Annotated in this window: 17 protein-coding genes, 2 tRNA genes and 1 pseudogene; 11 read left to right on the top strand and 9 right to left on the bottom strand. The window is 39.4% G+C overall.

Annotation, left to right across the window (positions count from 1 at the left end):
* Nucleotides 1–52: 52 nt before the first annotated feature.
* The 5 genes from J5X91_RS00745 to J5X91_RS00725 all read left to right on the top strand — a co-directional run bounded on the left by J5X91_RS00745 (nucleotide 53) and on the right by J5X91_RS00725 (nucleotide 7478).
* Complete coding sequence (locus J5X91_RS00745; protein WP_208833862.1) at nucleotides 53–985, top strand: sugar kinase; 933 nt, start codon at nucleotides 53–55, stop codon at nucleotides 983–985.
* 57 nt (nucleotides 986–1042) lie between these two features.
* Complete coding sequence (eda, locus tag J5X91_RS00740; protein ID WP_208833861.1) at nucleotides 1043–1660, top strand: bifunctional 4-hydroxy-2-oxoglutarate aldolase/2-dehydro-3-deoxy-phosphogluconate aldolase; 618 nt, start codon at nucleotides 1043–1045, stop codon at nucleotides 1658–1660.
* Nucleotides 1661–1673: 13 nt separating this feature from the next.
* On the top strand, nucleotides 1674–2756 hold the full coding sequence (gene fbaA, locus J5X91_RS00735; RefSeq protein ID WP_011328419.1) for a class II fructose-bisphosphate aldolase: 1083 nt from the start codon (nucleotides 1674–1676) through the stop codon (nucleotides 2754–2756).
* Nucleotides 2753–3733: a class 1 fructose-bisphosphatase gene (locus J5X91_RS00730; RefSeq protein ID WP_197182773.1), complete on the top strand. Its 981-nt coding sequence runs from the start codon at nucleotides 2753–2755 to the stop codon at nucleotides 3731–3733. The genes fbaA and J5X91_RS00730 overlap by 4 nt, the downstream gene beginning before the upstream one ends.
* Nucleotides 3734–4427: 694 nt before the next feature.
* Entirely contained in the window at nucleotides 4428–7478 is a 3051-nt protein-coding gene (locus J5X91_RS00725) for a TonB-dependent receptor (protein ID WP_208833860.1), read from the top strand.
* Between the two features lie 65 nt (nucleotides 7479–7543).
* On the opposite strand, the gene J5X91_RS00720 is transcribed toward J5X91_RS00725, so the two are convergent.
* Nucleotides 7544–8275 carry an FCD domain-containing protein gene (locus J5X91_RS00720; RefSeq protein ID WP_041454459.1) on the bottom strand — a complete coding sequence of 244 codons (732 nt, stop codon included), beginning with the start codon at nucleotides 8273–8275 and terminating at the stop codon, nucleotides 7544–7546.
* A 386-nt stretch (nucleotides 8276–8661) separates the two neighbouring features.
* On the opposite strand from J5X91_RS00720, the gene J5X91_RS00715 reads away from it, so the two are divergent.
* Nucleotides 8662–9105, top strand: a complete 444-nt coding sequence (locus tag J5X91_RS00715; RefSeq protein WP_208833859.1) for a hypothetical protein — start codon at nucleotides 8662–8664, stop codon at nucleotides 9103–9105.
* Between the two features lie 309 nt (nucleotides 9106–9414).
* On the opposite strand, the gene J5X91_RS00710 is transcribed toward J5X91_RS00715, so the two are convergent.
* The 5 genes and pseudogenes from J5X91_RS00710 to J5X91_RS00690 form a co-directional block, all read right to left on the bottom strand.
* Nucleotides 9415–10935 (bottom strand): catalase, encoded by a 1521-nt coding sequence (locus J5X91_RS00710; RefSeq protein ID WP_208833858.1) that lies wholly within the window; start codon nucleotides 10933–10935, stop codon nucleotides 9415–9417.
* 400 nt (nucleotides 10936–11335) lie between these two features.
* A tRNA-Val gene (locus tag J5X91_RS00705) sits at nucleotides 11336–11412 on the bottom strand.
* 119 nt (nucleotides 11413–11531) lie between these two features.
* Nucleotides 11532–11608 (bottom strand) — tRNA-Val (locus tag J5X91_RS00700).
* Between the two features lie 114 nt (nucleotides 11609–11722).
* Nucleotides 11723–12774: pseudogene (locus J5X91_RS00695) on the bottom strand (DUF3080 domain-containing protein).
* Entirely contained in the window at nucleotides 12752–14107 is a 1356-nt protein-coding gene (locus tag J5X91_RS00690; protein WP_208833857.1) for an MATE family efflux transporter, read from the bottom strand. Before J5X91_RS00690 ends, J5X91_RS00695 begins: the two are co-directional and overlap by 23 nt.
* A gap of 171 nt (nucleotides 14108–14278) precedes the next feature.
* On the opposite strand from J5X91_RS00690, the gene J5X91_RS00685 reads away from it, so the two are divergent.
* On the top strand, nucleotides 14279–14902 hold the full coding sequence (locus J5X91_RS00685; RefSeq protein WP_086993449.1) for a riboflavin synthase subunit alpha: 624 nt from the start codon (nucleotides 14279–14281) through the stop codon (nucleotides 14900–14902).
* Here the strand turns inward: J5X91_RS00685 and J5X91_RS00680 are convergent.
* Together J5X91_RS00680 and J5X91_RS00675 are read right to left on the bottom strand one after the other, a co-directional pair.
* A complete protein-coding gene (locus J5X91_RS00680; RefSeq protein WP_011328409.1) occupies nucleotides 14899–15102 on the bottom strand; it encodes a CPXCG motif-containing cysteine-rich protein in 204 nt (67 codons plus the stop codon). The two genes, J5X91_RS00685 and J5X91_RS00680, sit on opposite strands and share 4 nt — an antisense overlap.
* 135 nt (nucleotides 15103–15237) lie before the next feature.
* Complete coding sequence (locus J5X91_RS00675) at nucleotides 15238–16098, bottom strand: fructosamine kinase family protein (RefSeq protein WP_011328408.1); 861 nt, start codon at nucleotides 16096–16098, stop codon at nucleotides 15238–15240.
* 109 nt (nucleotides 16099–16207) lie between these two features.
* Between J5X91_RS00675 and J5X91_RS00670 the strand changes: the two genes are divergently transcribed.
* The 4 genes from J5X91_RS00670 to J5X91_RS00655 all read left to right on the top strand — a co-directional run bounded on the left by J5X91_RS00670 (nucleotide 16208) and on the right by J5X91_RS00655 (nucleotide 20538).
* Nucleotides 16208–16900 (top strand): hypothetical protein, encoded by a 693-nt coding sequence (locus J5X91_RS00670; protein ID WP_011328407.1) that lies wholly within the window; start codon nucleotides 16208–16210, stop codon nucleotides 16898–16900.
* Nucleotides 16901–17015: 115 nt separating this feature from the next.
* Nucleotides 17016–17801, top strand: coding sequence for a hypothetical protein (locus J5X91_RS00665; RefSeq protein ID WP_208833856.1), 786 nt, complete (start codon nucleotides 17016–17018; stop codon nucleotides 17799–17801).
* Between the two features lie 100 nt (nucleotides 17802–17901).
* Nucleotides 17902–19284 carry an amidohydrolase gene (locus J5X91_RS00660; RefSeq protein ID WP_208833855.1) on the top strand — a complete coding sequence of 461 codons (1383 nt, stop codon included), beginning with the start codon at nucleotides 17902–17904 and terminating at the stop codon, nucleotides 19282–19284.
* A gap of 12 nt (nucleotides 19285–19296) precedes the next feature.
* Nucleotides 19297–20538 carry an amidohydrolase family protein gene (locus tag J5X91_RS00655; protein WP_208833854.1) on the top strand — a complete coding sequence of 414 codons (1242 nt, stop codon included), beginning with the start codon at nucleotides 19297–19299 and terminating at the stop codon, nucleotides 20536–20538.
* 155 nt (nucleotides 20539–20693) lie between these two features.
* On the opposite strand, the gene J5X91_RS00650 is transcribed toward J5X91_RS00655, so the two are convergent.
* Nucleotides 20694–22916 (bottom strand): NADP-dependent isocitrate dehydrogenase, encoded by a 2223-nt coding sequence (locus J5X91_RS00650; RefSeq protein ID WP_208833915.1) that lies wholly within the window; start codon nucleotides 22914–22916, stop codon nucleotides 20694–20696.
* Nucleotides 22917–22974 lie beyond the last annotated feature (58 nt).

Genomic DNA, 22974 nt, shown 5'->3' with positions numbered 1-22974 from the left:
CACTGTGTTTTATAAAGCGCATAGCAGTTAACTACATAGGATAACTTCCAAAATGAAAAATATTTACTTTCTTGGTGAATGCATGGTCGAGCTTAGGGCTATGAGTGAGGCAACACTGCACCAATCATTTGCAGGTGATGTTTATAATTCTGCCGTTTATTTAAAGCGTAGCTTTGCGCAAATTTCGACCTCTGTTGTAACCGCTTTAGGCCAAGATAACTTAAGTAAAAAAATGCTTGAACGCTTCGAAAGCGAACAGTTAGACACTCAGTTTGTATTTGCTCACGATACCAAAGTACCGGGCATGTATTACATAGAAACGGATGAGCATGGCGAGCGTAGCTTTATTTATTGGCGCAGTGATGCTGCCGCTAAAAAGGTTGTTGATTTTTTAACTCCCGAGCTTGTTGAGCAACTTTCACAAGGTGATATGTTTTTCTTTTCGGGTATTTCACTCGCTGTAATAGAAGAAGGAGCGCGTGAGCGCTTTTGGCAAATTGTAACGCAGCTCAAAAATGCCGGAGTAAAAATAGTGTTTGATCCCAATTACAGAGCGCGTTTATGGAAAAACACAGAGGAGACGAAAGCGCAGTATCATTTAGCGTTTTCTGTTGCAGACATTACCCTGCCAGGAGTTGAAGATTTAACCACACTTTATAATGTGCATAACGTAGATGCGGTTATTGAATACTTACAAAAATATAAAATTGAAGAAATTGTTGTTAAAAATGGTCCAGCATCAGTTGTGACAAAACACGACAATACACTTCAGAGCCATACTATTATACCGGTTAAAAATGTTGTTGACACAGCCTCCGCGGGTGATGCTTTTAACGGTGTATATTTAGGTGCGCGTTTATCGGGGTGTACTATTGAAAACGCAGTACAACTTGCTGCAAAAGCCGCCGGTGCAGTTATACAACAACCCGGGGCTATTGTGCCAAAAGATATATTTCAGTTAGCAATGGCTGAAGCCGCTATTTAACTAAATTTAAAGGCCGCATCAGTTCGGCCGCATTATCTTTAATAAAGGAACAAGGTTATGACTCGCTTTTCTGAACTTATGTCAGGGCAAACATTATTGCCTATAATTCAAGCCGACACACCAGAGCAAGGCGTTAAAATAGCTCAAGCTATGGCCAATGCTGGCCTTACTTTGGTTGAAGTAGTACTTAGAACTGATGCATCGTTAGATGCATTAAAAGCTATTAAAAAGCAGGTGCCAGCGCTTAAAGTAGGTGCTGGTACAGTAATAAATACTGACATTTTAGAGCAAGCACTCGCAGCGGGTGCCGACTTTATTGTTACGCCAGCAGTGTCTCCGCAATTATTAGCCGCGCTAACAAAATGCAATGTGCCGGTACTTCCTGGTGTGTCTAACACGGGTGACATTTTAATGGCGCTTGAGTACGGTTTTGAAGAACAAAAATTATTCCCTGCATCGCTCGCTGGTGGTGCACCATTCGTATCGGCTGTATCGTCAGTATTTAGAGCCGCTAGCTTTTGCCCCACAGGTGGCGTAAGCGAGCAAAATAAAATGGATTACTTATCTTTAAATAATGTATTTGCTGTGGGTGGTACTTGGATCGCAAATAAAGAGTGGGTTGCACAAGAAAACTGGCAAGCAATTACTGACTCGTGTATTCAAGCATTAAAGTAGTAAGGAACAAACAATGAAAGATTTAGCCCCGGCAATATTGCCAGGTGTAGTAGTTGGCGACGATGTAAGAATTGTATACGAACATGCACGTGCTAATCAGTATGCTTTACCTGCGGTAAATGTTGTTAGTACAACGTCTATTAATGCAACGCTTGAAGCTGCAAAAAAAATGAACTCGCCTGTTATTATTCAGCTTTCTAATGGCGGCGCACAATTTTTTTGTGGTAAAAGTTTGGTATTACCAGAGCAACAATCTGCAGTACTTGGCGCAGTTAGTGCGGCTAAATATGTACATACAGTTGCGGCGCATTATGAAATCCCCGTAATGCTACATACAGATCATGCTGCTAAAAAGTTACTACCTTGGATAGATGGTTTGCTCGATGCAGGTGAACAGCACTTTGAGTTAACGGGCAAACCACTTTTTAGCTCGCATATGATAGATTTATCTGAAGAACCTTTAGAAGAAAATATCGAGATATGTGCGCGTTATTTAGCGCGCATGAGCAAAATAGGGATGACGCTTGAAATTGAACTTGGTTGTACCGGTGGCGAAGAAGATGGTGTTGATAACTCTCACCTAGACAGTTCTGCACTGTATACGCAACCTGAAGATGTTGCTTACGCGTATGAGCGATTAAGCAAAATAAGCCCTAACTTTATTATTGCGGCGTCTTTTGGCAACGTTCATGGTGTTTATAAGCCGGGTAACGTGGTACTTACACCAACCATTTTAAAAGACTCACAAGCTTACGTATCAAATAAATTTAATTTACCCCCTAACTCAATTAACTTTGTATTTCATGGTGGTAGTGGCTCAGAGTACGACAAAATTGTTGAGTCTTTAACCTATGGCGTAGTTAAAATGAATATTGATACCGACACCCAATGGGCGTGTTGGACCGGTATTTTAGATTATTACACTAGCAAGCAAGCGTACTTACAAGGCCAAATTGGTAACCCAGATGGGGACGATAAACCCAATAAAAAATACTATGATCCACGCGTATGGCTTCGCCATTCAGAGCAAAGTATGGTTGCAAGGCTTGTTCAGTGTTTTAACGATCTAAATTGTGTAAATAGGTATAGCGCATGAAAAGACTAAATACAGTATTAAAAGAAGATGGCGTACAAACCGACCTTATTTTACTTATTCGCACAATTTTAGCGACCAGCAAAGAAATTGCTTTTAGAGTAAGCCAAGGTGAATTAGCCGGTGTTTTGGGTTCAACCTTAAATGAAAACATTCAAGGTGAAGTGCAAAAAAAGCTTGATGTAATAGCCAATCAACTACTTAAAGATATTTTGCTAGAGGACAGCTCAGTGAGAACTGTAGCGTCAGAAGAAGAAGACCACGCAGTAGGAGCCAACCCAGAGGGTAAGTTTATAGTGGCATTTGACCCACTTGACGGCTCTTCTAACATAGATGTAAATGGCCAAATAGGCACTATTTTTACTATTTATTTAGCCCGAGATGATGTGCCCTATGATAGCGATGAGCAATTTAACCAATTAGGTGCAAACCAAGTTTGCGCGGGCTATGTGCTTTACGGCCCCTCGTCATTACTTGTAATGAGTACTGGCGGCCCTACACGGTGTTATACATTAGACTCTACACACGGCGGTTACTTACTAACAAATAGCCAACTTAGTGTGCCAGAGCAAAGCAGTGAGTTTGCCGTAAATATGGCTAACTATCGCTATTGGGATGAGCCTACACAGGTATATTTTGACAAGTTGCTATATACATGTAAAAGCTTTGATAAAAGCTCAGTGCGTTGGAACGCTGCTATGGTGGGAGATGTACATCGTATTTTATGCCGTGGCGGGTTATTTTTATATCCACAAGATAACCGCGCTGGTAATGAAAATGGAAAAATAAGACTCCTCTATGAAGCAAACCCATTAGCCTTATTAGTAGAAAATGCCGGCGGTAAAGCCACTTCAAAAGGGGCCCGAATATTAGATATAGCCCCGACTAACTTGCACCAGCGAGTGCCTGTTGTTTTAGGATCTATAGCGCCAGCTGAATATTTTAATAGCACTGTTTATAACAGTAATGCTAAATATTAGTGTATATAAAACGTGTAGCGATGTGTTAAGGCCAATACACGCTATTTGGTTGCTCTTTTGTGCGTTACCCACATAGATGTAGGTAGCGCGCATTACCCCACGTTTACTTGAGTCGACTTACTCGGCTCTTGCATGGGTGTAAGGCTAAAATAACGCATAAGCAGTTATCGAGCCCATTAGAGGGTAAACTCGCGTTAATTTTATTTTTTGCTCCTCCTTATTACTCCTTAATTACTCATACCTTAATAAATCACACTTAAAAGCCTTACTTAAATTAATAGCCTCAAGTAAATACCAATACAGGGTAATAAATTGGTAATAACAATAAGCCGTTGCTGGTAAGTTGTTTGTTGGCGTTTCAAGCTTGTTTCGTTATTCTTTTGTGAATTAATTGTTCTTTTTTTGATTGTTTTTAGTGGCAAAAGTTATTTTATTATGGTTATATGACCAAGCTGGTTAACAGCGAAGGGTTTTATTTATACAAATTGGTAATGTATAGGTTTTTATTTGGTAATGTAGGTGGGTTTGTAGCGTGAAAAATTGATTTACAAATTTTCAGCGTTAAAGAAAAAACCACACCTAATAATAAACGCAGTAATAAAAGTCCTTTACAAAAAAATAGCTGCCTTAGTTCATTTACACAAATAAACGGCTAGCAACACACTTCACACACAACTAGAAAGGAGAATTTGTAATGGCGTTGAACAAAAAACATATAAATAATGTTGAAGCGTACAAACAAGTTCGTAATCGATTTAAACTTAGCCCAGTAGCTAAATTAATTAAAAACAGCGTTATTACAGGTGTATTAGGCTCATTTGTATTTTCCGCAAATGGACAGGAAGCCGTTGAAAATACTCAAGCAAAAGAAGACGTTGAAGTTATTAGTGTTACAGGTACTCGTAGAACTATACAAGACCAAATAGCAATTAAACGCGAATCAACTACTGTGGTCGATGGCCTTTCATCAGAAGACATTGGTGATTTACCGGCGTTATCTATCGGTGAAGCACTTGAATCTATTACTGGAGCTGCCTCTCATCGTGAAAATGGCGGTGCAACAGAAATAACTATTCGTGGTCTTGGTCCTTTCTTAAGTGCAACACATATTAATGGCCGTGAAGCGACTAATGGTAGTGGTGATCGCTCAGTTAACTTTTCACAGTTTCCATCTGAGCTGGTAAAAAAAGTAGCCATATATAAAACCCAAGACGCATCAATGATAGAAGGTGGGGTAGCAGGTGTAATTGCACTTGAAACCATTACTCCGCTCGATTTTGGTAAGCAAAGTATATCTGGCGAAGTTAAATTAAATTACAACCCAGATGAAGGTAACGTAGATAACTCATTACAAAGTGATATGGGCTATCGCGGTACGTTTAGTTATGTAGATCAGTTTGAATTTGACAATGGGCAAGCCGTTGGTGTGTCGTTTGGTGTACAGCGCCAAGATATTAGCCAACCAGAAGCTGAATATAGAAGCTCTAGCCCATCGGGTTCATCATTATGGGCTTGTATAAACAATCCTAACAATACCAATGAGGGATTTTATCGCAGTAAAGCTGGCGACTGTGAAGACCAAGTAGCGGGCGATAAATTAAAAAACCAAGGTTATCAAACCAAAATAGACTCGCAAACTGGTAAAGCAGAAAGTGACGGTACTCCATATGCTTGGACTGGCAGTAGCCGCAGCTTTCGTCAAAATGAAACGTCTGATGAGCGTGATGCGGTGTTTTTTGCATTACAGTACCAGCCATCGGCTGCGTGGGATATTAACATTGATACGCAAATATCAGATAGAACACAACAAGAAGCGCGTCACGATCTAATCTTTTTACAAAAACGTGCTACACCAGGTATAACAGGCCCTACATTGGTTACCAATGATGTAGGTGGTATTTTGCATTGGGAAGGTGAAGAGCGCATAGAGTCGGCGGGTGAGCAATTTTCTCGTGAAGAAAACTACCAAGGCTACGGCATAAACATTGAACATACTGTTACCGATAGATTAACAGTTGACTTAGATTTAGCCTATTCAAAAACTGAACGAGAAGAGCTGCAAATATCTAACCGCGGTAGGACTTCAAGCCAAAAATTCTTTACCTGGGATATGGGCACAGAAATACCTCACTTTACGTTAACAGACTTTGATGTTACCGATATTTCAAACTTTACAGATAGCTTAAGAACACGTTTAGATCGTGAAAACGTTCGTGAGAACGAAGTTATGTCAGCTCGACTAGATTTTGATTACTTACTCGAGGGTAATGTTTTTACTAGTATTAAGGGCGGCATTAGAACATCAGAATTGAGCTTTGTGCAATTTGGTGGCAGCCAAGGTAATGGTTCAAGAAACGAATTTACGTTAGATTCAGGCACTGATGCGCTTAATGTGCTACAAGGATGTCAAATCGACTTCCCTGAATCAGGTTTTTTATCAGGCGTATCTGATGGCAATATTGTAACCAATATAGATGCTGATGGTAATGCAATAGGCACTGGTACAGGCTCATCATGGGCAACCTACGATAACGTTTGTTTTTCTCAAGCAGTTGCCGGCTCTAACGTAGACGGGCAGTTTGCTTACCCCGATGTTGAGTACGAAAATACAGGTACAATAGATGTAACCGAAAAAACAACATCAGTATATTTAATGGCTAATTATGATACTGAAATGTTTGGTAAGTTTATTCGCGGTAACTTTGGTCTTCGTATTGTAGATACAGAAGTTACGTCGATTGGTTTTAGAAATAGCTTTGATATAGTAACAAGTGACACAGGTGTGCTTTCTCTTGTTGAATCAAGTTCAGGCTCATTAGATAGAATACAAAGTGGTGGCGATTACACTAAATACTTACCAAGCTTTAACTTAGTTATTGATTACAGTGAAGATATTTTACTTCGGGCGGGTATATACCGTGGTATGTCGCGTGCTGATCCATCAAATTTAGGTTACAGCCGTACATTTGAAGAAGATAAAGAAGGTACTGCAACATCAATTAGTGATTTACTAGTAGGCGTAAATGGTTCTGGTAACCCAAATACTCAACCACTTATGTCGTGGAACTACGATGCCGCTTTTGGATGGTACCCAAATGAAGACTCGATTTTTGCGTTAAGCCTTTACTACAAACAGTTCCAAGGCGGTTTTCAACAGCAAACAGTTATTGAAGACTTTATTGTGGGCGGTGAAACAGTATCTTTACCCATTACTAACTCTGTTACCTCTGACGAAGATAGCGAAATATTAGGCCTTGAAGCCTCATTTTCATATCGCTGGGATAACGGAATTGGTATGAAGTTTGGTTATAACTTTGCCGACACTGATTTTGAGTTCCAAGATAGTTTATACGGCGACACGTATGAAACTGATGTAGATGGAAATTCAACTCAACTGCAAGCAGGTATTATTCCACCAGCTTCAGTACCTGGCTTTTCTAAGCATGTATTTAGTAGCCAGTTGTACTACCAAATTGGTGGATTTGATACCGCGGTTATTTACAAATACCGTAGCGAATACTTCCAACCTTACACATCTAATGGTACTCGCTTACGTTATGTAGACGGGGTAGGGGTGTGGGAAATGCGCGCATCTTATAAAATTAATGAGCACATTAGAATTAAAGCAGAGGCAATTAACTTATTTAGTGCACCTAAATCACAAGACTTCTTTGTTGAGGGGAACTTAGGTGAAGTGAATGACTATGGCCCACGCTTATTCTTGGGTATGAGCTTTAAGTTCTAAATTAAAGCAACTAACACAAAAAAGGCTCTAATTTAGAGCCTTTTTTATTTGGTGAACACACTAACTTAGTGGGTTAAATGGGTAATAGAATACAATCCACGGGTTTCATCTGTTTTACGTTTTATCTCTTCAAGCGCTTTAGCTTCACTAGCTGCAAATAATGCGTTAATTAATCGGTTAAAGTGGTTATGCATTGCTTTTCTTGCTGCTGATGAGTCATGCGATGCAATTGCTTCGTATATAGCAGTGTGTTCTTGTATTCGTTGCTCGTTACTTTGCGAACAAACATCTTCATGAGCCGAGATAATTTCAGGTTCGGTTAATCTCAACTTCCAAAGATTATTAATTGTTAAAACAATAGCGTTATTACGGGTTGATTGCGCGATAATTTCATGAAAACGTTGATCGGCTGCATTCGCGGTTTCAGCAATACGCATGTCATCAAGTGTTTGTTTTAACAACGCTAACTCTTCACTTTGTATCGTTGCGGCAGACAGTGCTGCAGCCTCTGCTTCAACCAAAGCACGGGCTTGAGTTAGCTCAAATGCACTTATTGGTTTAGCGAAGCTTTCTGACTTTTTAGTGTCAGTAACAAAAACACCAGAACCCGTTTTTACTTCAACGCGCTCTCTGACTTCAAGTGCAATAATTGCCTCGCGTATAGTTGGGCGGCTTACTTGGTGAATTTCGGCTAACTCACGTTCTGCTGGTAACCGTGTACCCACAGGATAAATACCTTGATCTATCGCGGTTTCTAATTTTTCAACAATTGTCCAAAAACGTCTGCGCCTTTTCATTTTCATATCCTCTGATTTAAATTGTTGTAAATTCATAATGTTGCCACAATAGAAAATTAATAAGGCTACTTTACGCCTACTTTGTAATCGTAAGTTAATTGGTAATTTTATAATACTAATTGGTAAGATAACCCCCTTCAAGAGGCTTGTCAAATTGGCTTCACTTTTCATGTAAGGTATTGATATACATTTCTCTATTGATAAATACCTAGCGTATTATTGCAAACAAAAACGCATTTATTAATCAATCTTATTTACAAATAAATCTAAGGCATAATACTGTGGTTTGAGGTAGCCTATTCAACATTTTAAAAGTGCATTTATAAGCAATTAAAAATTTGGCGATTAAATACATAAGTTAAATATATCAATAAAAGGAGTTTAGTATGAAAAGTTATAAAGCGTTCCCGCTTGAAGTTAAAAATGACATAACAGAGTCAATTAAAAGTCAGTTTGGTGATACTTTTTCAAATGATTTAATTTTAACCTTTATTCGGCTAATGGAAGAGTCAACATTTGTTGAAGTTGACTTTGCGGATTTATTAGCATTTTTAGCCGAGTGTAAACATGGTTTTAAAACCTTTTCTAATCAAGATACGTTAACTGAATTTGTTAAATCAAATCAGTACACACCAAAGGCTTTATTTGGGCATAAAAAGTTGCTTGAAAACTCCGAGACTAATTTTATGGATGACTTTTCTGATAGTGTAAATAAGCTTAAACAGCTTGTAGCAAATGATGGCTTTTTATATGTGTCGGCTGGCTTTAATCAAGGCTTAAGCGAGCAGAAAAACGGTTTTGAATTTTTTATGATTAGCTGTCATGAATAGAGAAGGTTAATTATGTAGTGGAACTGGTATAAGGGAGAATATACAAGTGCATTATTTAAATGGGTTATATAAATTAAACCACAGACTAAGGTTAACTACATTTATTACTGCTGTAATTAGCTGGCTTTTTGTTAGAAAAGCCAGCTAGCAATAACTGCGTTTTAGCATAAAACTCACAAATAGACCGGGTTACACTATTAAGCCAATAAAATCATTTGCCCTTTAAGGGCAGCAAATATTACAAAGCATCCTTGCTTATCAAAACTGTGTTTCTAGCTGTAATATCAAAATTTAGATATAACTAATAGTTTATAAGCAGCCAGGTAAATGTTTTGCAGGGTCTGTTTCACGTGCTTTTATTGCATCAGCAACCGTCATTCCAAGGGCTTTAGCAACACCTTCACCATAGGCAGGATCGCACTGATTACAGTTACGAATATGACGATATTTAATAAAGTCATAGGTATCACCCATTTGTGCCGCCGTATTACTAAATAGCGCTTGTTTTTGCTCATCATTCATTAAGTTAAAAAGAGCGCGTGGTTGGCTAAAGTAGTCGCTATCGTCTTCACGGAAGTCGTAATGTTTAGCATCGCCATTAATTTTAAGTGGCGGCTCAACATATTGTGACTGCTCTTGCCACTGGCCAAAGCTATTCGGTTCGTAGTGTGGCCTTGCGCCATAGTTACCATCAACACGGCCTTGTCCATCGCGCGCATTGCTATTAACAGGGCAGCGAGGTTGATTTACCGGCACTTGATTATGATTCACACCTACACGGTAGCGCTGTGCATCAGCGTAGTTAATTAAACGGGCTTGTAGCATTTTATCTGGTGATACGCCAATTCCAGGTACTAAATTACTCGGTGCAAAAGCAGCTTGCTCTACGTCAGCAAAGTAGTTATCAGCGTTTTTATTTAACTCATACTCACCTACTTCAATCAGTGGGTAATCAGCTTTAGGCCATACTTTAGTTAAATCAAAAGGATGATACGGCACGTTATCAGCTTCGGCTTCAGGCATAATTTGCACATACATTTTCCATTTAGGGAAGTCGCCGCACTCAATCGATTCAAATAAATCTTTTTGATTACTTTCACGATCCATAGCAACTATTTCAGCAGCTTCTGCATCGGTTAAGTTTTTAATACCTTGCTGTGTACGAAAATGAAATTTCACCCAAAAGCGCTCACCGGCTTCATTCCACAAACTATAGGTGTGTGAGCCAAAACCATGCATATGTCTATACGAGGCAGGTATACCACGATCACTCATTACAACCGTTACTTGATGGAGCGCTTCAGGTAATAAAGTCCAAAAGTCCCAATTGTTAGTTGCAGAGCGCATATTAGTACGAGGATCGCGCTTTACCGCTTTATTCAAATCTGGGAATTTAAGTGGATCACGTAAAAAGAATACAGGTGTGTTATTACCCACCATATCCCAATTGCCTTCTTCGGTATAAAACTTTAATGCAAACCCACGAATATCACGTTCAGCATCAGCAGCGCCACGTTCACCAGCAACCGTACTAAATCGAGCAAACATTTCGGTTTTTTTACCAACTTCGCTGAATATTTTTGCACAAGAATACTTACTAATGTCGTTAGTAACAGTAAATGTGCCAAACGCGCCAGAGCCCTTTGCATGCATACGGCGCTCTGGAATAACTTCGCGTACAAAATTTGCCAGCTTTTCATTTAGCCAAACGTCTTGAGCAAGTAATGGCCCACGCTTACCAGCGGTCATACTATTTTGGTTATCAACAACAGGCGCACCGCTGTTAGTGGTGAGAGGGGTATGGTCAAAAGGACATCTTTTATCACTCATACAATTGCTCCTTTAATGATTATTTAGAATGAAAACAAAATACACTGATCACTCAATACTATACTAATAGCCCAAATAGTATAGTACGAGAATTAGCCGAGGTAGATCCCTGCAAAAAATGGTATTTAAAGTTTTATAAAAAGGCTTTTAGAATAGGCTTATCTTCGATAGCGAAACATGCAAATCAAATTATCATTAAACAAAGCTTTAGTTGCAGCCAAAGTTTATACTTTTAGTAATTATGCTTAAGTATTAAGAGTTAAATAAACTACTTGGGGTATTTAACTGCTTAAAATGAAAGAGTTAGCTGGTGTGATTGAGTTGGTTTTAACCGTAGAGCTTTAGAGTAGGTGAGCAAGAGTTGGGAGTGTTCTTTTTAGATGTTTTCATTACTTTGAATTGGTACGACCGAGTGGATTCGAACCACCGACCTCTACCATGTCAAGGTAGCGCTCTAACCAGCTGAGCTACAGTCGTACAATTTTTTAGGATTCTTAAATGTTGGTACGACTGAATGAATTGAATCACTGACTCTTGGACCGGGTGATCAAGAGTAGGTAGTGCTCTTTCCTTCAATTATACTTTTTCTTAAATGTTGGTACGACTGAGTGGATTCGAACCACCGACCCCTACCATGTCAAGGTAGTGCTCTAACCAACTGAGCTACAGTCGTATTACTTTAATTTAAGCTAAGTGCTAACTCGGTAGCACGGGCGCTAATATATAGCGTGATGGGAGTTGGATCAAGCAGCTTTATAGTTTTTGCGTTTATTTGCCGTTTTTTTATTCATATTGGGCTGATTTCACACGTTTTATAAAAAACTTGCCACCAAAGTACATGGTTTTTAGCTGAGTATTTTAGTTGGTTCAATAAGTTACTGTTTGCATTGGGCTGGAGTAAATTATTAATTGGTTTGCGGTGATTGCTGTTTTATACCAAAGTTGTTGATATAGCGGTTGCAGGGTTTCTAAGTAGCCGGCGAGCTGTGCTTGGTAAGGTTGCACTTGTCCTAAGTAATATTTTTTAAAGATATTATTTACAATTTGCGCTTGGTTATTATTTTTACCTGCTTGGCATAGCTGGCTAATATTTATGGTGTTTATAAATTGGGTAGCACTGTTATTTAGGGCTATTTGCGTTCTTACTGATTGAATTAGCTGCTGGTTAAACTGGTATTTATTAAGCTGCTCTAGTGCGGCAAATAAATGCTCGGAGTTTATTTGTGCAAACTGCTGCTTGGTTATTTGTTGTTTAATATTTACCAGCTTTGTTACGGCATTTACTGTGTCGCTAAAGCCTGCTGGGGTTATTGAAAGCTCTCGCGAGCTCAGTTGCCAAATGCGATTAAGCTCGGAATCTTTATAGAGCATGCTATTAAAGTAGTGCATTAAGTTATTTTGTTTGTGTTCGGTTGCCGCCAAAATCTTTTTATAAATAGAAGAGTCTTTTTCAAGCGAAGTTAAGCACTGCTGCGCACTTTGTATAAATTTTATTTGATAGATTAATATGCTTGCCGCTGTGGCGGTTTTACCGAGTTGGTTATTATGCTCGCTAATGAGGACGTTAAGTTTGCAGTGGCTTAAACTGGCAAGTTGAATAATGCCCAAGGTGATGTTGCTATCACTTAATACAGTTAATGGTATTAAGCTTAGTGGCACTAGCGGTTTTGGTGTTACTGGCTGTAAATCAAGCGTGTTAGCTAGTCGCTGGATATAAGTATGGTTTGCATTACTGGGCTTATCGCTACAAGCGGTTAATGCAATAAAGCACACTACCAATAAACAGGTTATTGGCAGTGGCTTTACTAATAGCCGTTTAAGCTTGCAAAGATGGTTCATATTTAAAACGTCTATGTACTGTGTACATTAACAATACAGCAGCGAGTGTTAAGCCAACAATAATGCCCAACCAAAAACCATGTGGGCCCATTGCTGGGACGATTAAGTCGGTTCTGGCTAATACATAGCCTAGTGCAAAGCCAACTAACCAATACGATACAAATGTAATGTATGAAATAGGTGCGGTGTATTTTAATCCACGTAATATGCCATTTGCAGCAACTTGTAGTGCATCAGGTAGTTGATATATACAGGCTAAAATCATGATAGATGAAGCCAGTGCCAGTACTTCGGAGCTGTCGCTGTACAGTTGGCTTATTAAATCGCGGCCTAAAAAGGTAGTTACGGCAACAAATAGGGCAATGAGCGCTGCCAGTATATAGCTAGTTGAAACAGCAACTTTTAGCTGTTTTAAATGGTTTTGACCATATAAGTTACCTATGCGTATGCTTATAGCAATAGAAAGGCTAAGCGGCATCATAAACAATAATGTGGTAACACTGGCGGCAATTTGATGGCCAGATACGGCTACGGCGCCTAAATGGGCTATAAATAATGGAATGCAGGCAAATAAGGTTACTTCAAAAAAAGTAGCTAATGAAATAGGAATACCCAATTTAGTGATAATGCCAATAGTGGTTAAATTAGGTTTTTCAAATGGAGTCATTAAGCCTTTAGCATCTATTTTTTTACTCATTTGGCAATAAATAACCTGGGCTATTGCCATTACAGTTAATACTAATGCAGTAGCAATACCACAGCCTGCGCCGCCATAAGCGGGTAGGCCAAATAAGCCATTAATAAAAATATAGTTAACCGGAATATTAACCGCTAAACCTAACAGGCTGATATAAAAAGCGGGTTTGGTCATGCCCATACCTTCGGTCATATTTCTGTAAACGGTAAAAATTAAAAAGCCAAACACTCCCCATTTAACAAAGCGAATATAATCACTGGCAAGTGTTGCTATAGCAGGGCTGGTGTCGAGTTTTAAAATAATAATATCGGCAAATTGAGCAATACCAAACCCAGCAATACATAGCAGCGCAGTTAAATATAAAGCTTGTTGAAAATAATGGCTGATGCCTTTTTTATCGTTGGCCCCCGCAAACTGTGCAATAACACCGGTTAAAGCGAGTAAAATACCTTGCAGTGCAAGTAATAATGGGTTCCAAATACCAGTGGCAATAGATAAAGCAGCTAAATCAGTTGGGCTTACTTGGCCTGCCATAATCGTATCGACGACAGACATTAAAACAAGGGTAACCTGAGCTAAAAAAACGGGGATGGCAAGGGAAAGTAAGCGTTTAGCTTCCCAATTACTAAATGTCATAACAAACAGCTAAGAAATAATACAGGGCATAATTGTAATCTATTGCGGGGTGCCAATCCATTAAGATAATTATTAAGAGTGCATGATTTTATAACTTGATACGTTAAACTAGAGGCTATTAAGCAGCAAAGGCTTAACAGCCCCAATTTTGTAATAAACTTAAGAGATTATATGTTTACAGGAATTATACAAACCCAAGCGAGAGTCGTGTCGGCTAACCAAGTAAATGGCGTGATGCAATTAACCATAGCGGTTGAAAAGCAATATATACAGCAACTAAATTTAGGGGCGAGTATTGCTATTAATGGCTGTTGTTTAACAGTTGTTAAAGTATTAGCAAGTGATGATTTAATGGCGCAGGTATATTTTGATGTGATTGATGAAACACTCAAGTTAACTAACTTAGGTAAGCTTGAACTGGGCAGTTTAGTTAATTATGAGCGTTCAGTAACCTTTGGTACTGAACTTGGCGGGCATATTGTGTCTGGCCATATTCACTGTACGGCTAAAGTGGTGCAAATAGTTAAACAGCAAAGTAATTATAAAATGCAATTGTGCATACCGCCGCAGTGGCAAAAGTATGTATTGTATAAAGGTTTTGTGGCTATAAATGGCGCAAGTTTAACTGTAGGTAATGTTGATGAGCAGGGCTTTTGGCTGCACCTTATTCCCGAAACCCTCGCTATTACCAACTTAGATGCAGCTAAGCTAGGTGATGAGTTTAATATTGAGGTAGATCAGCAAACCTATACCATAATAAATACGGTCGAGAACTACTTGCGTCAGCAGAGTTAAAATATTTGTTCGTCGCCGCTATCTACATGTAATTCTAGTTTATTACGAGCATGGTCAATGTGCATGTTTAAATGAATAGGGTTACAACAGGCGCTGCACTCTTCTATGTAGTCTTGATCTCCCATGCTGGCATCTAAATCTAAATGAATATGATGCCCGCAGTGCGGACATGAAATACGTTGCGATACAAAGTTTTTCATAATCACTCCATGTACATTATTAAGTAGGCTTTCAATAATATAATTACACTAATTAATCACTTACTTAATGCTATTGGTATAAGCTCAATATAGTCGGGATTAAATGTTTACTGCGTTTAATTTAGTTTATTAGGATTACTTTATTAACCTTTCTATGTGTTGTTTTGCTTGGGTAAGGTAATGCCCCGCAAAAATATTAGCGTGGTTTAAAATAGGGTAAAGCTGGTATATTAATTTACGTTGCTCAAAACTTGCTAGCAACGGATATTGTTGATTATAAGCGCTGTAAAAATCATCTGGCAGTGGTGCAAATAGCTCGCTCATGGCTATATCAACCTCTCGGTCACCGTAATAACAGGCAGGGTTAAATATACTCGGTACTGTATTTATAAACCCTACATTGCCACGCCAAAAATCGCCATGTAATAATGATGGCTCTACGGGGTGGCTGTGTAATTGCTCTTTTACTAAATTAATTAATCGCTCTGGCTCTATAAATATAATGCCTTTTTCTGCCAATAATTGTAATTGCCAGCCTATGCGCTCTTCGGCGTAAAATATATTCCACTTTTTATGCCAGCTATTAGGCTGTACTGTAGTGGCTAAATAATTATCTACATCAAAACCAAACATGGCTTGCTGATGCTTTTGATGCAACATTGCTAAGCCTTTTCCCATTGCGTTCCATGTGGGGTGTGGTTGTTTGTCAAATTCTAACCACTCTAAAACAATAAACGAGAACTCTATATTTGCACCTGTTGTAATGCAATCAGGCACTATAAATACCCCGTTTTCTGTGAGCAGCTTTAAACCAAGCGATTCGCTTTCTAGGCGCTCAAGCTCATTTTTTAACGCTACTTTTACTAAATAGTTGTGCGTACCATTGGTTATATGAAAAAGTTTGTCTGTGTTGGTGCTCTGAAGTTGCTGTTTATGAGTATGTTTAAAGTCATAATGTATGGCTTGGCTTATTTGCTCGTTTACTGTTTTCCACATAACAATTGCTCGCTTTTTAAACCGATACTTAAACTATGGCAAAAAGGTATTAATTTAACAAACTAATCGTTGTAAAATTAATGCCATAAATCACTGAAATGGAATAAAAATGAATAAAAGTTTAATAACCAATTTGCTAGCGGGTATATTTGTTGTTCTCGGCTTTATATTTGATCAGGCAATTGTGCTGTCGGTTGGTTTATTTGCACTCTCTGGAGCAGTGACTAATTTATTAGCTATTCATATGCTGTTCGAAAAAGTACCTTTTTTATATGGTTCGGGAGTAATCGCGTTAAAGTTTCAAAGCTTTAAAGTAGCAATAAGAAACTTAATTTTAACTGAGTTTTTTTCAGAGCAAAAAATTAATAGCTTACTCAGCAAAGCGCAACCTAATATCGACTTTGAACCAATAATAAATAATGTTGATTTAAACCCCGCATTCGACAGTTTACTAGAGGTAATTGAGCAATCTCAGTTTGGCAGCATGCTTGCTATGTTTGGTGGCAGTGCGGCGGTTGAACCAATGCGTGAAAAATTCATTGAAAAAATGCAACTGTCGCTTGGAGAAATATCTCAAACTGATAACTTTAAAGCCTTAGTTAGTCAAACACTTTCGCAAAGTAATAGTGCTGAAAGTTTACACAATACAGTGCTTAAATTAGTTGATGAGCGTTTAGATGAACTAACCCCTAAAATGGTTAAAGAGATTATTCAAACCATGATCCGCGAGCACTTAGGTTGGTTAGTTGTATGGGGCGGCGTGTTTGGTGGATTGTTTGGGTTAATCGCTGCCGTGATTTAAATATAGTCTGAGCTATAAGATAATTTTATTAAAAGTATTTTATAGCTACTGACATATTTTTTCAGACTGTTATTATCGCCCCCTAATTTTTAGTGTTTAATTAAAAGGAGCCACTGTGAGTAAAACGCTAGCCAGTTATTATCAGCAGGCGTATGCATGCGACCAACAGCACTTTAACCAATGTTTTTATTGTGGCTGTGAAGCGACAGAGCGCGACCATTGTCCGCCATTACACATGCTACAAAGCATTATTGACCTAGGTGAAGAAGCCGACTTTGTATCAATACCGGCATGTTATGAGTGCTATGCGCTACTACATAACGAAAGGTTAATGACGATAGATGAGCGCTTTACTAAAATGAAAAAAAAGCTTTCTAATAAATACGCTAAACCACTGCGTGTTTATAACATGTGGGAAGAGAGTGAACTGGGTGATATGAGCGACGAGTTTGCGCACAGCATTCAAGCGGGTATGAAACTAGGTAAAGAAGCCGCAGAGCGCTTAGCATTTACTGGCTTTAGTTACGCCACTGAAGAGGCTAAGGTCACAGTGCGGGAAAAAACCAAAGAATTTGACGTAGAAGGCATGTTATTTACTGATTTTAAAGAGGCACTAAGCTACTGCATTACCGACTTAAATGTTGATAAAAGTGATTTTTATAAAATATTGGTTGAAGACTATCAAGGTGATTTTAACAAAGCACTTAGCCAGTATCGTCATCGGCATGACAAAGTAACTGCCGCTAAAGATGGCAACACGTTAATTAAAGATTTTTCAAAGCTGCACAAACAAAACTCTGATTTTGTAACTCGCACTGTTAAGCACTTTATGGAAAAAGATCCAGTGTTAGCAACCGAAGGCGCACTAGAGAAACTTTATAACAATTATATAAAAAAGTAATTACAGCAACTCATCTCAATTTATTGGTTTTTGGCCTGTTTTTTTAGCTTTATTAGTTAGCTTTAGCTAAAGTAGCAAAAAAACAGGAGAACCGAATAACATGCAAAAATTTGCTCCCTCATTGTTAGCTATTGGCTTAGCAACTGCACTTGTTGGTTGCCAAGAAAACGGCCCACAAGACGATAAAATAACAATAAACAAAAACCCTTACCCAAGTACTTATAAAGTGGTTGCTACATCAAGCACGCTGATCACTAATGCCACTGTATTAACTGGTACGGGCGAGCGCTTAGATGATACCGATGTATTACTTGTTGATGGTAAAGTACAACAAGTAGGCAAAGATTTAACTGCATCAGCAGATACCACAATTGATGCTCAAGGCAAGTGGGTAACACCGGGTATAATTGACGTTCACTCACATTTAGGTGCATATCCAAGCCCCTCGGTTGAGTCACATCAAGACGGTAACGAAATGACCAGCCCAAATACAGCAGAAGTATGGGTAGAGCACTCTATTTGGCCACAAGATCCAGGCTTTAATCGTGCTCGCGAAGGCGGTATTACCTCACTACAAATATTACCTGGCTCTGCTAACTTGTTTGGTGGGCGCGGCGTAACACTTAAAAACGTACCAGCGCATACAATGCAAGCAATGAAATTTCCAGATGCGCCGTACGGCTTAAAAATGGCGTGTGGCGAAAACCCAAAACGCGTTTATGGTCGTAAAGGCAAGTTACCGTCAACCCGTATGGGGAACATGGCCGGTTACAGAATGGCATGGGCCGAAACTGTAGAATACAAACGCGCGTGGGATAAATACGATAGCGATTATGCAGCGGGTAAAAACCCAGCAGCACCTACCCGCGATATTAAATACGATACATTGCGAGGAGTGTTAGAGGGCGAAGTGCGCATTCATAACCATTGCTATAAAGCAGAAGAAATGGCGATGATGATTGATCTTTCAAAAGAATTTAATTATCACGCGGGTACTTTTCATCATGGTATAGAAGCCTATAAAATTGCCGACATGCTAGCTGCAAACGGTTCATGTGCTGCGCTTTGGCCAGACTGGTGGGGCTTTAAAATGGAAGCCTACGACATGGTGCAAGAAAATGTGGCCATTGTTGATGCGGTTAAAAACTCGTGTGCGGTAGTTCATTCTGATTCAGATACGACTATTCAGCGCTTAAACCAAGAGGCCGCTAAGGTAATGTTCCGCGCTAATCAAAATGGTTTTGATATTTCGGAGCAACACGCAATTAAGTGGATCACCGCTAATGCGGCAAAATCACTAGGAATTGATGATAAAACAGGCTCACTCGAAGCCGGTAAACAGGGCGATGTGGTTATTTGGAACCAAAGTCCGTTTAGTGTTTACGCTAAAGCTGAGCAAGTGTTTGTTGATGGTGCAAAAGTTTACGATAGAAACGATAGCACGTATCAGGCAACAAGTGATTTTATGTTAGGTCAACAATAAGGAGCACCCAGAATGAAAAATTTATCACGTTCGTTTTCGCTTTCTCTGGTTGCTGCAGGGTTATTAGCAGCAGGCGCGGTTAATGCGCAGTCACTGGCAATTATTAACGCCACATTACACACCTCAACAGAGCAAGGTGTATTAGAGGGCGCGAGCATTGTAATGACTGATGGCAAAATTTCTGCCATTAATCCAAGCGCTGTAAAAGCCGACAAAATTATTGATGCTAAGGGCCAAATAGTAACGCCTGGCTTTATTGCCAGTATTAACCAATTAGGTTTAGTTGAAGTAGGCGCGGTTGCAGGCTCACGCGATGGCGGCGATGAAAAAGCCGGTATTGATTTTGATGCAAGTTTAGCTTTTAACGGCCACTCGGGGTTAATTCCTTACGCACGTAAAGGCGGAATTACACGCGATGTGATCACCCCACAGGGCGGCGAGAGTATTTTTGCAGGCCTTGCTAGTGTAGTTGATTTAAGTGGTAGTTTTGAAAGCGTACTGCAAAAACAAGTGGCACTAGTGGTTAATTTAGGTGAGCGCCGTAAAGGTTCGCGTGCGTTTACTTTGCAAACGCTTATAAATAAGCTTGATGAACATCAAACGAAAGCCGATAAAAAAGCTAAAAAAGATGACAAAAAGCCAACCGCCGAAGATAAAATAATGGCTAAAGTACTTAGCGGTGAAATGCCATTAATCGTTAATGTATCTCGCGCTGCCGATATAGTTGAGCTTATTAAAGTAAAGCAGCAGTTTGGCATTAACTTTGTACTTAATGGTGCGCAAGATGCTGTTGTAGTTAAAGAGCGTTTAGCTAAAGCAGACATTCCAGTGATCATTAGTGCTATGGATAGTTTGCCAGGTAGTTTTGACTCATTAAATGCGAGTTTAAATAATGCAGGATTACTTGAAAAGGCCGGTGTAAAAGTACTGCTAACTGTGGGCGGCGATGCCAGTCATAATGTTTACCAGCTACGTTTTGATGCGGGTAATGCTGTATCGTATGGTATGAGCCAACAAGGTGCGTTAAAAGCAGTTACAGCAAACGTGGCTGATGTATTTGGCATTAATGCAGGCAGCCTAGCAGTAGGTAAAGCGGCCGATGTGGTTATGTGGAGCAATGATCCGTTTGAGCTTAGCAGCCACGTGAGCAAAATGTTTATTAATGGGGTTGAGGTATCTACACAATCTCGCCAAGATAAACTGCGTGACCGTTATACAACTGAGTCAAGTATGCCACGCGCATATACTAAGTAATCAGAAACTAAGCTAAACATCCTATATATTGGAGGTTAAAGCTACTACTAAAAAGGCCGCTATTTTATAAATAGCGGCCTTTTTATTTGTAAAATTTTAGACATAAAAAAGCCGCTTACTTTTGCAAGTAAGCGGCTTTTAAATTCATTTCAATATTATACTAATTTAGCAAGAATATCGTTAAAGGTAGTGCTTGGACGCATCGCTTTAAAAGCAGCATCGTCGTTAGGCTGGAAGTAACCGCCTAAATCTACCGCTGGGCCTTGAGCGTTGTTTAGCTCACTAACAATTTGTTCTTTGTTAGTTTCAAGGTCGCTAGCAATTTGCGTAAACTGCGCTTTAAGTTCGCTGTCGTCATTTTGCTTAGCAAGTTCTTGTGCCCAAAATAAAGATAGGAAGAAATGAGAACCACGGTTATCAATTTCTTTTACTTTACGTGAAGGCGACTTGTTTTCTGCAAGGAAAGTACCAGTTGCTTTATCTAGGGTGTCAGCAAGTACTTGTGCCTTGTTGTTACCCGTCGTTACGCTTAGGTGCTCAAGCGATGCAGCAAGTGCTAAAAATTCACCTAAAGAATCCCAACGTAAGTGGTTTTCTTTTTCGAATTGTTGCACATGCTTAGGTGCAGAACCACCTGCGCCAGTTTCAAATAAGCCACCACCGTTCATAAGTGGAACAATTGACAGCATTTTAGCACTTGTACCCAACTCTAAAATTGGGAATAAATCTGTAAGGTAATCACGTAAAACGTTACCTGTTACAGAAATCGTGTCTTTACCTTCTTTAATACGCGCTAAAGAGAATAAAGTTGCTTCAAGCGGTGCTAAAATTTGAATATCTAGGCCAGCTGTATCGTGCTCTGGTAGGTATTTATTTACTTTTTTGATTAGCTGCGCATCATGTGCACGGTTTTCGTCTAACCAAAAAATAGCAGGAACGCCTGTTGCGCGTGCACGATTTACTGCAAGCTTAACCCAATCTTGAATTGGTGCGTCTTTAACCTGACACATGCGCCAGATATCGCCTTGCTCAACACTGTGCTCAAGTAATGTATTACCATTTGCATCAACAACACGGATAAAACCGTCCGCTTTTGCTTCAAATGTTTTGTCGTGTGAACCGTATTCTTCAGCTTTTTGAGCCATAAGGCCAACGTTTGGAACGCTACCCATTGTTGTTGGATCAAACGCGCCATTTTCTTTACAAAAATCGATAGTTGCTTGGTAAACACTTGAGTAACAACGATCAGGAATTACAAAGCTAGTGTCTTGTAATTTACCATCGTTATTCCACATTTGACCGCTTGAACGAATTGCAGCAGGCATAGATGCATCGATGATCACGTCACTTGGTACGTGTAAGTTTGTAATACCACGGTCAGAATCAACCATAGCAATAGCGGGGCGGTTAGCGTAAACAGCTTGAATGTCTGCTTCAATTTCTTCGCGCTTAGCATCGTCTAATGTTTGAATTTTAGAATATACGTCGCCTAAACCATTATTTACATCAACACCTAGCTCTTCAAAAAGTTTACCATGCTTAGTAAATACATCTTTGTAGAATACTTTTACAGCGTGACCAAAAATAATTGGGTCAGATACTTTCATCATTGTCGCTTTCATATGCAGCGAGAATAATACGCCTTTTTCTTTAGCAGCATCAATTTCGGCAGCTAAGAAAGCTTGCAGTTTAGCAGCGCTAATGCTTGATGCATCAATAACTTCGCCAGCTAAAAGCGGTGTGCTTTGTTTAAGCACAGTAACGTCGCCGTTAGTTGCAACATGTTCAATACGCACATCAGTGGCTGTATCAACAGTTACTGATTGCTCAGAACCAAAAAAGTCGCCTTCGCTCATGCTAGCAACGTAAGATTCAGAATCTTTGCTCCACGCACCCATTGAATGCGGGTTGTTACGTGCATATTCTTTTACAGAACCAGGTGCACGACGATCTGAGTTACCTTCACGTAGTACTGGGTTTACTGCACTGCCTTTAATTTTGTCGTACGCAGCTTGAATTGCTTTTTCTTCATCGTTTTTAGGCTCAACAGGGTATTCTGGAAGTGCATAACCTTTAGCTTGAAGCTCTTTAATTACCGCGCGAAGCTGTGGTACAGAGGCGCTGATGTTTGGTAATTTAATAATGTTAGCTTCTGGTGTTTTAGCCAGTTCGCCAAGTTCAGCCAGTGCATCGTTAATACGTTGTTCTGGTGTTAAATAATCAGGGAAGCTTGCAATTACACGACCTGCTAATGAAATATCGCGAGTTTCAACTTCAACACCTGCCGCATTTGTATATGCTTGGATGATAGGTAGCAACGAATAAGTTGCGAGTGCCGGAGCTTCGTCCGTTTTTGTATAGATAATTTTTGATGTCATCATCATTCCTAGATAGTTGGCCATAACGACCATATTCAACAATGCAAAGAAATCATTG

Origin of the sequence: Pseudoalteromonas sp. K222D (genome assembly GCF_017653575.1) — a bacterium.
Lineage (GTDB): Bacteria > Pseudomonadota > Gammaproteobacteria > Enterobacterales > Alteromonadaceae > Pseudoalteromonas > Pseudoalteromonas nigrifaciens.
Note: the sequence above shows the minus strand (reverse complement) of the source record. Positions and strands in the feature narration are given on the sequence as shown.

What these genes read in the sequence shown, in the direction of transcription:
- J5X91_RS00650 (WP_208833915.1), bottom strand. Translation starts at nt 22,916, where the DNA reads ATGACATCAAAAATTATCTATACAAAAACGGACGAAGCTCCGGCACTC.
- J5X91_RS00685 (WP_086993449.1), top strand. Translation starts at nt 14,279, where the DNA reads ATGTTTACAGGAATTATACAAACCCAAGCGAGAGTCGTGTCGGCTAAC.
- J5X91_RS00730 (WP_197182773.1), top strand. Translation starts at nt 2,753, where the DNA reads ATGAAAAGACTAAATACAGTATTAAAAGAAGATGGCGTACAAACCGAC.
- J5X91_RS00710 (WP_208833858.1), bottom strand. Translation starts at nt 10,935, where the DNA reads ATGAGTGATAAAAGATGTCCTTTTGACCATACCCCTCTCACCACTAAC.
- eda (WP_208833861.1), top strand. Translation starts at nt 1,043, where the DNA reads ATGACTCGCTTTTCTGAACTTATGTCAGGGCAAACATTATTGCCTATA.
- J5X91_RS00715 (WP_208833859.1), top strand. Translation starts at nt 8,662, where the DNA reads ATGAAAAGTTATAAAGCGTTCCCGCTTGAAGTTAAAAATGACATAACA.
- fbaA (WP_011328419.1), top strand. Translation starts at nt 1,674, where the DNA reads ATGAAAGATTTAGCCCCGGCAATATTGCCAGGTGTAGTAGTTGGCGAC.
- J5X91_RS00670 (WP_011328407.1), top strand. Translation starts at nt 16,208, where the DNA reads ATGAATAAAAGTTTAATAACCAATTTGCTAGCGGGTATATTTGTTGTT.
- J5X91_RS00655 (WP_208833854.1), top strand. Translation starts at nt 19,297, where the DNA reads ATGAAAAATTTATCACGTTCGTTTTCGCTTTCTCTGGTTGCTGCAGGG.
- J5X91_RS00720 (WP_041454459.1), bottom strand. Translation starts at nt 8,275, where the DNA reads ATGAAAAGGCGCAGACGTTTTTGGACAATTGTTGAAAAATTAGAAACC.
- J5X91_RS00725 (WP_208833860.1), top strand. Translation starts at nt 4,428, where the DNA reads ATGGCGTTGAACAAAAAACATATAAATAATGTTGAAGCGTACAAACAA.
- J5X91_RS00745 (WP_208833862.1), top strand. Translation starts at nt 53, where the DNA reads ATGAAAAATATTTACTTTCTTGGTGAATGCATGGTCGAGCTTAGGGCT.
- J5X91_RS00660 (WP_208833855.1), top strand. Translation starts at nt 17,902, where the DNA reads ATGCAAAAATTTGCTCCCTCATTGTTAGCTATTGGCTTAGCAACTGCA.
- J5X91_RS00675 (WP_011328408.1), bottom strand. Translation starts at nt 16,098, where the DNA reads ATGTGGAAAACAGTAAACGAGCAAATAAGCCAAGCCATACATTATGAC.
- J5X91_RS00680 (WP_011328409.1), bottom strand. Translation starts at nt 15,102, where the DNA reads ATGAAAAACTTTGTATCGCAACGTATTTCATGTCCGCACTGCGGGCAT.
- J5X91_RS00690 (WP_208833857.1), bottom strand. Translation starts at nt 14,107, where the DNA reads ATGACATTTAGTAATTGGGAAGCTAAACGCTTACTTTCCCTTGCCATC.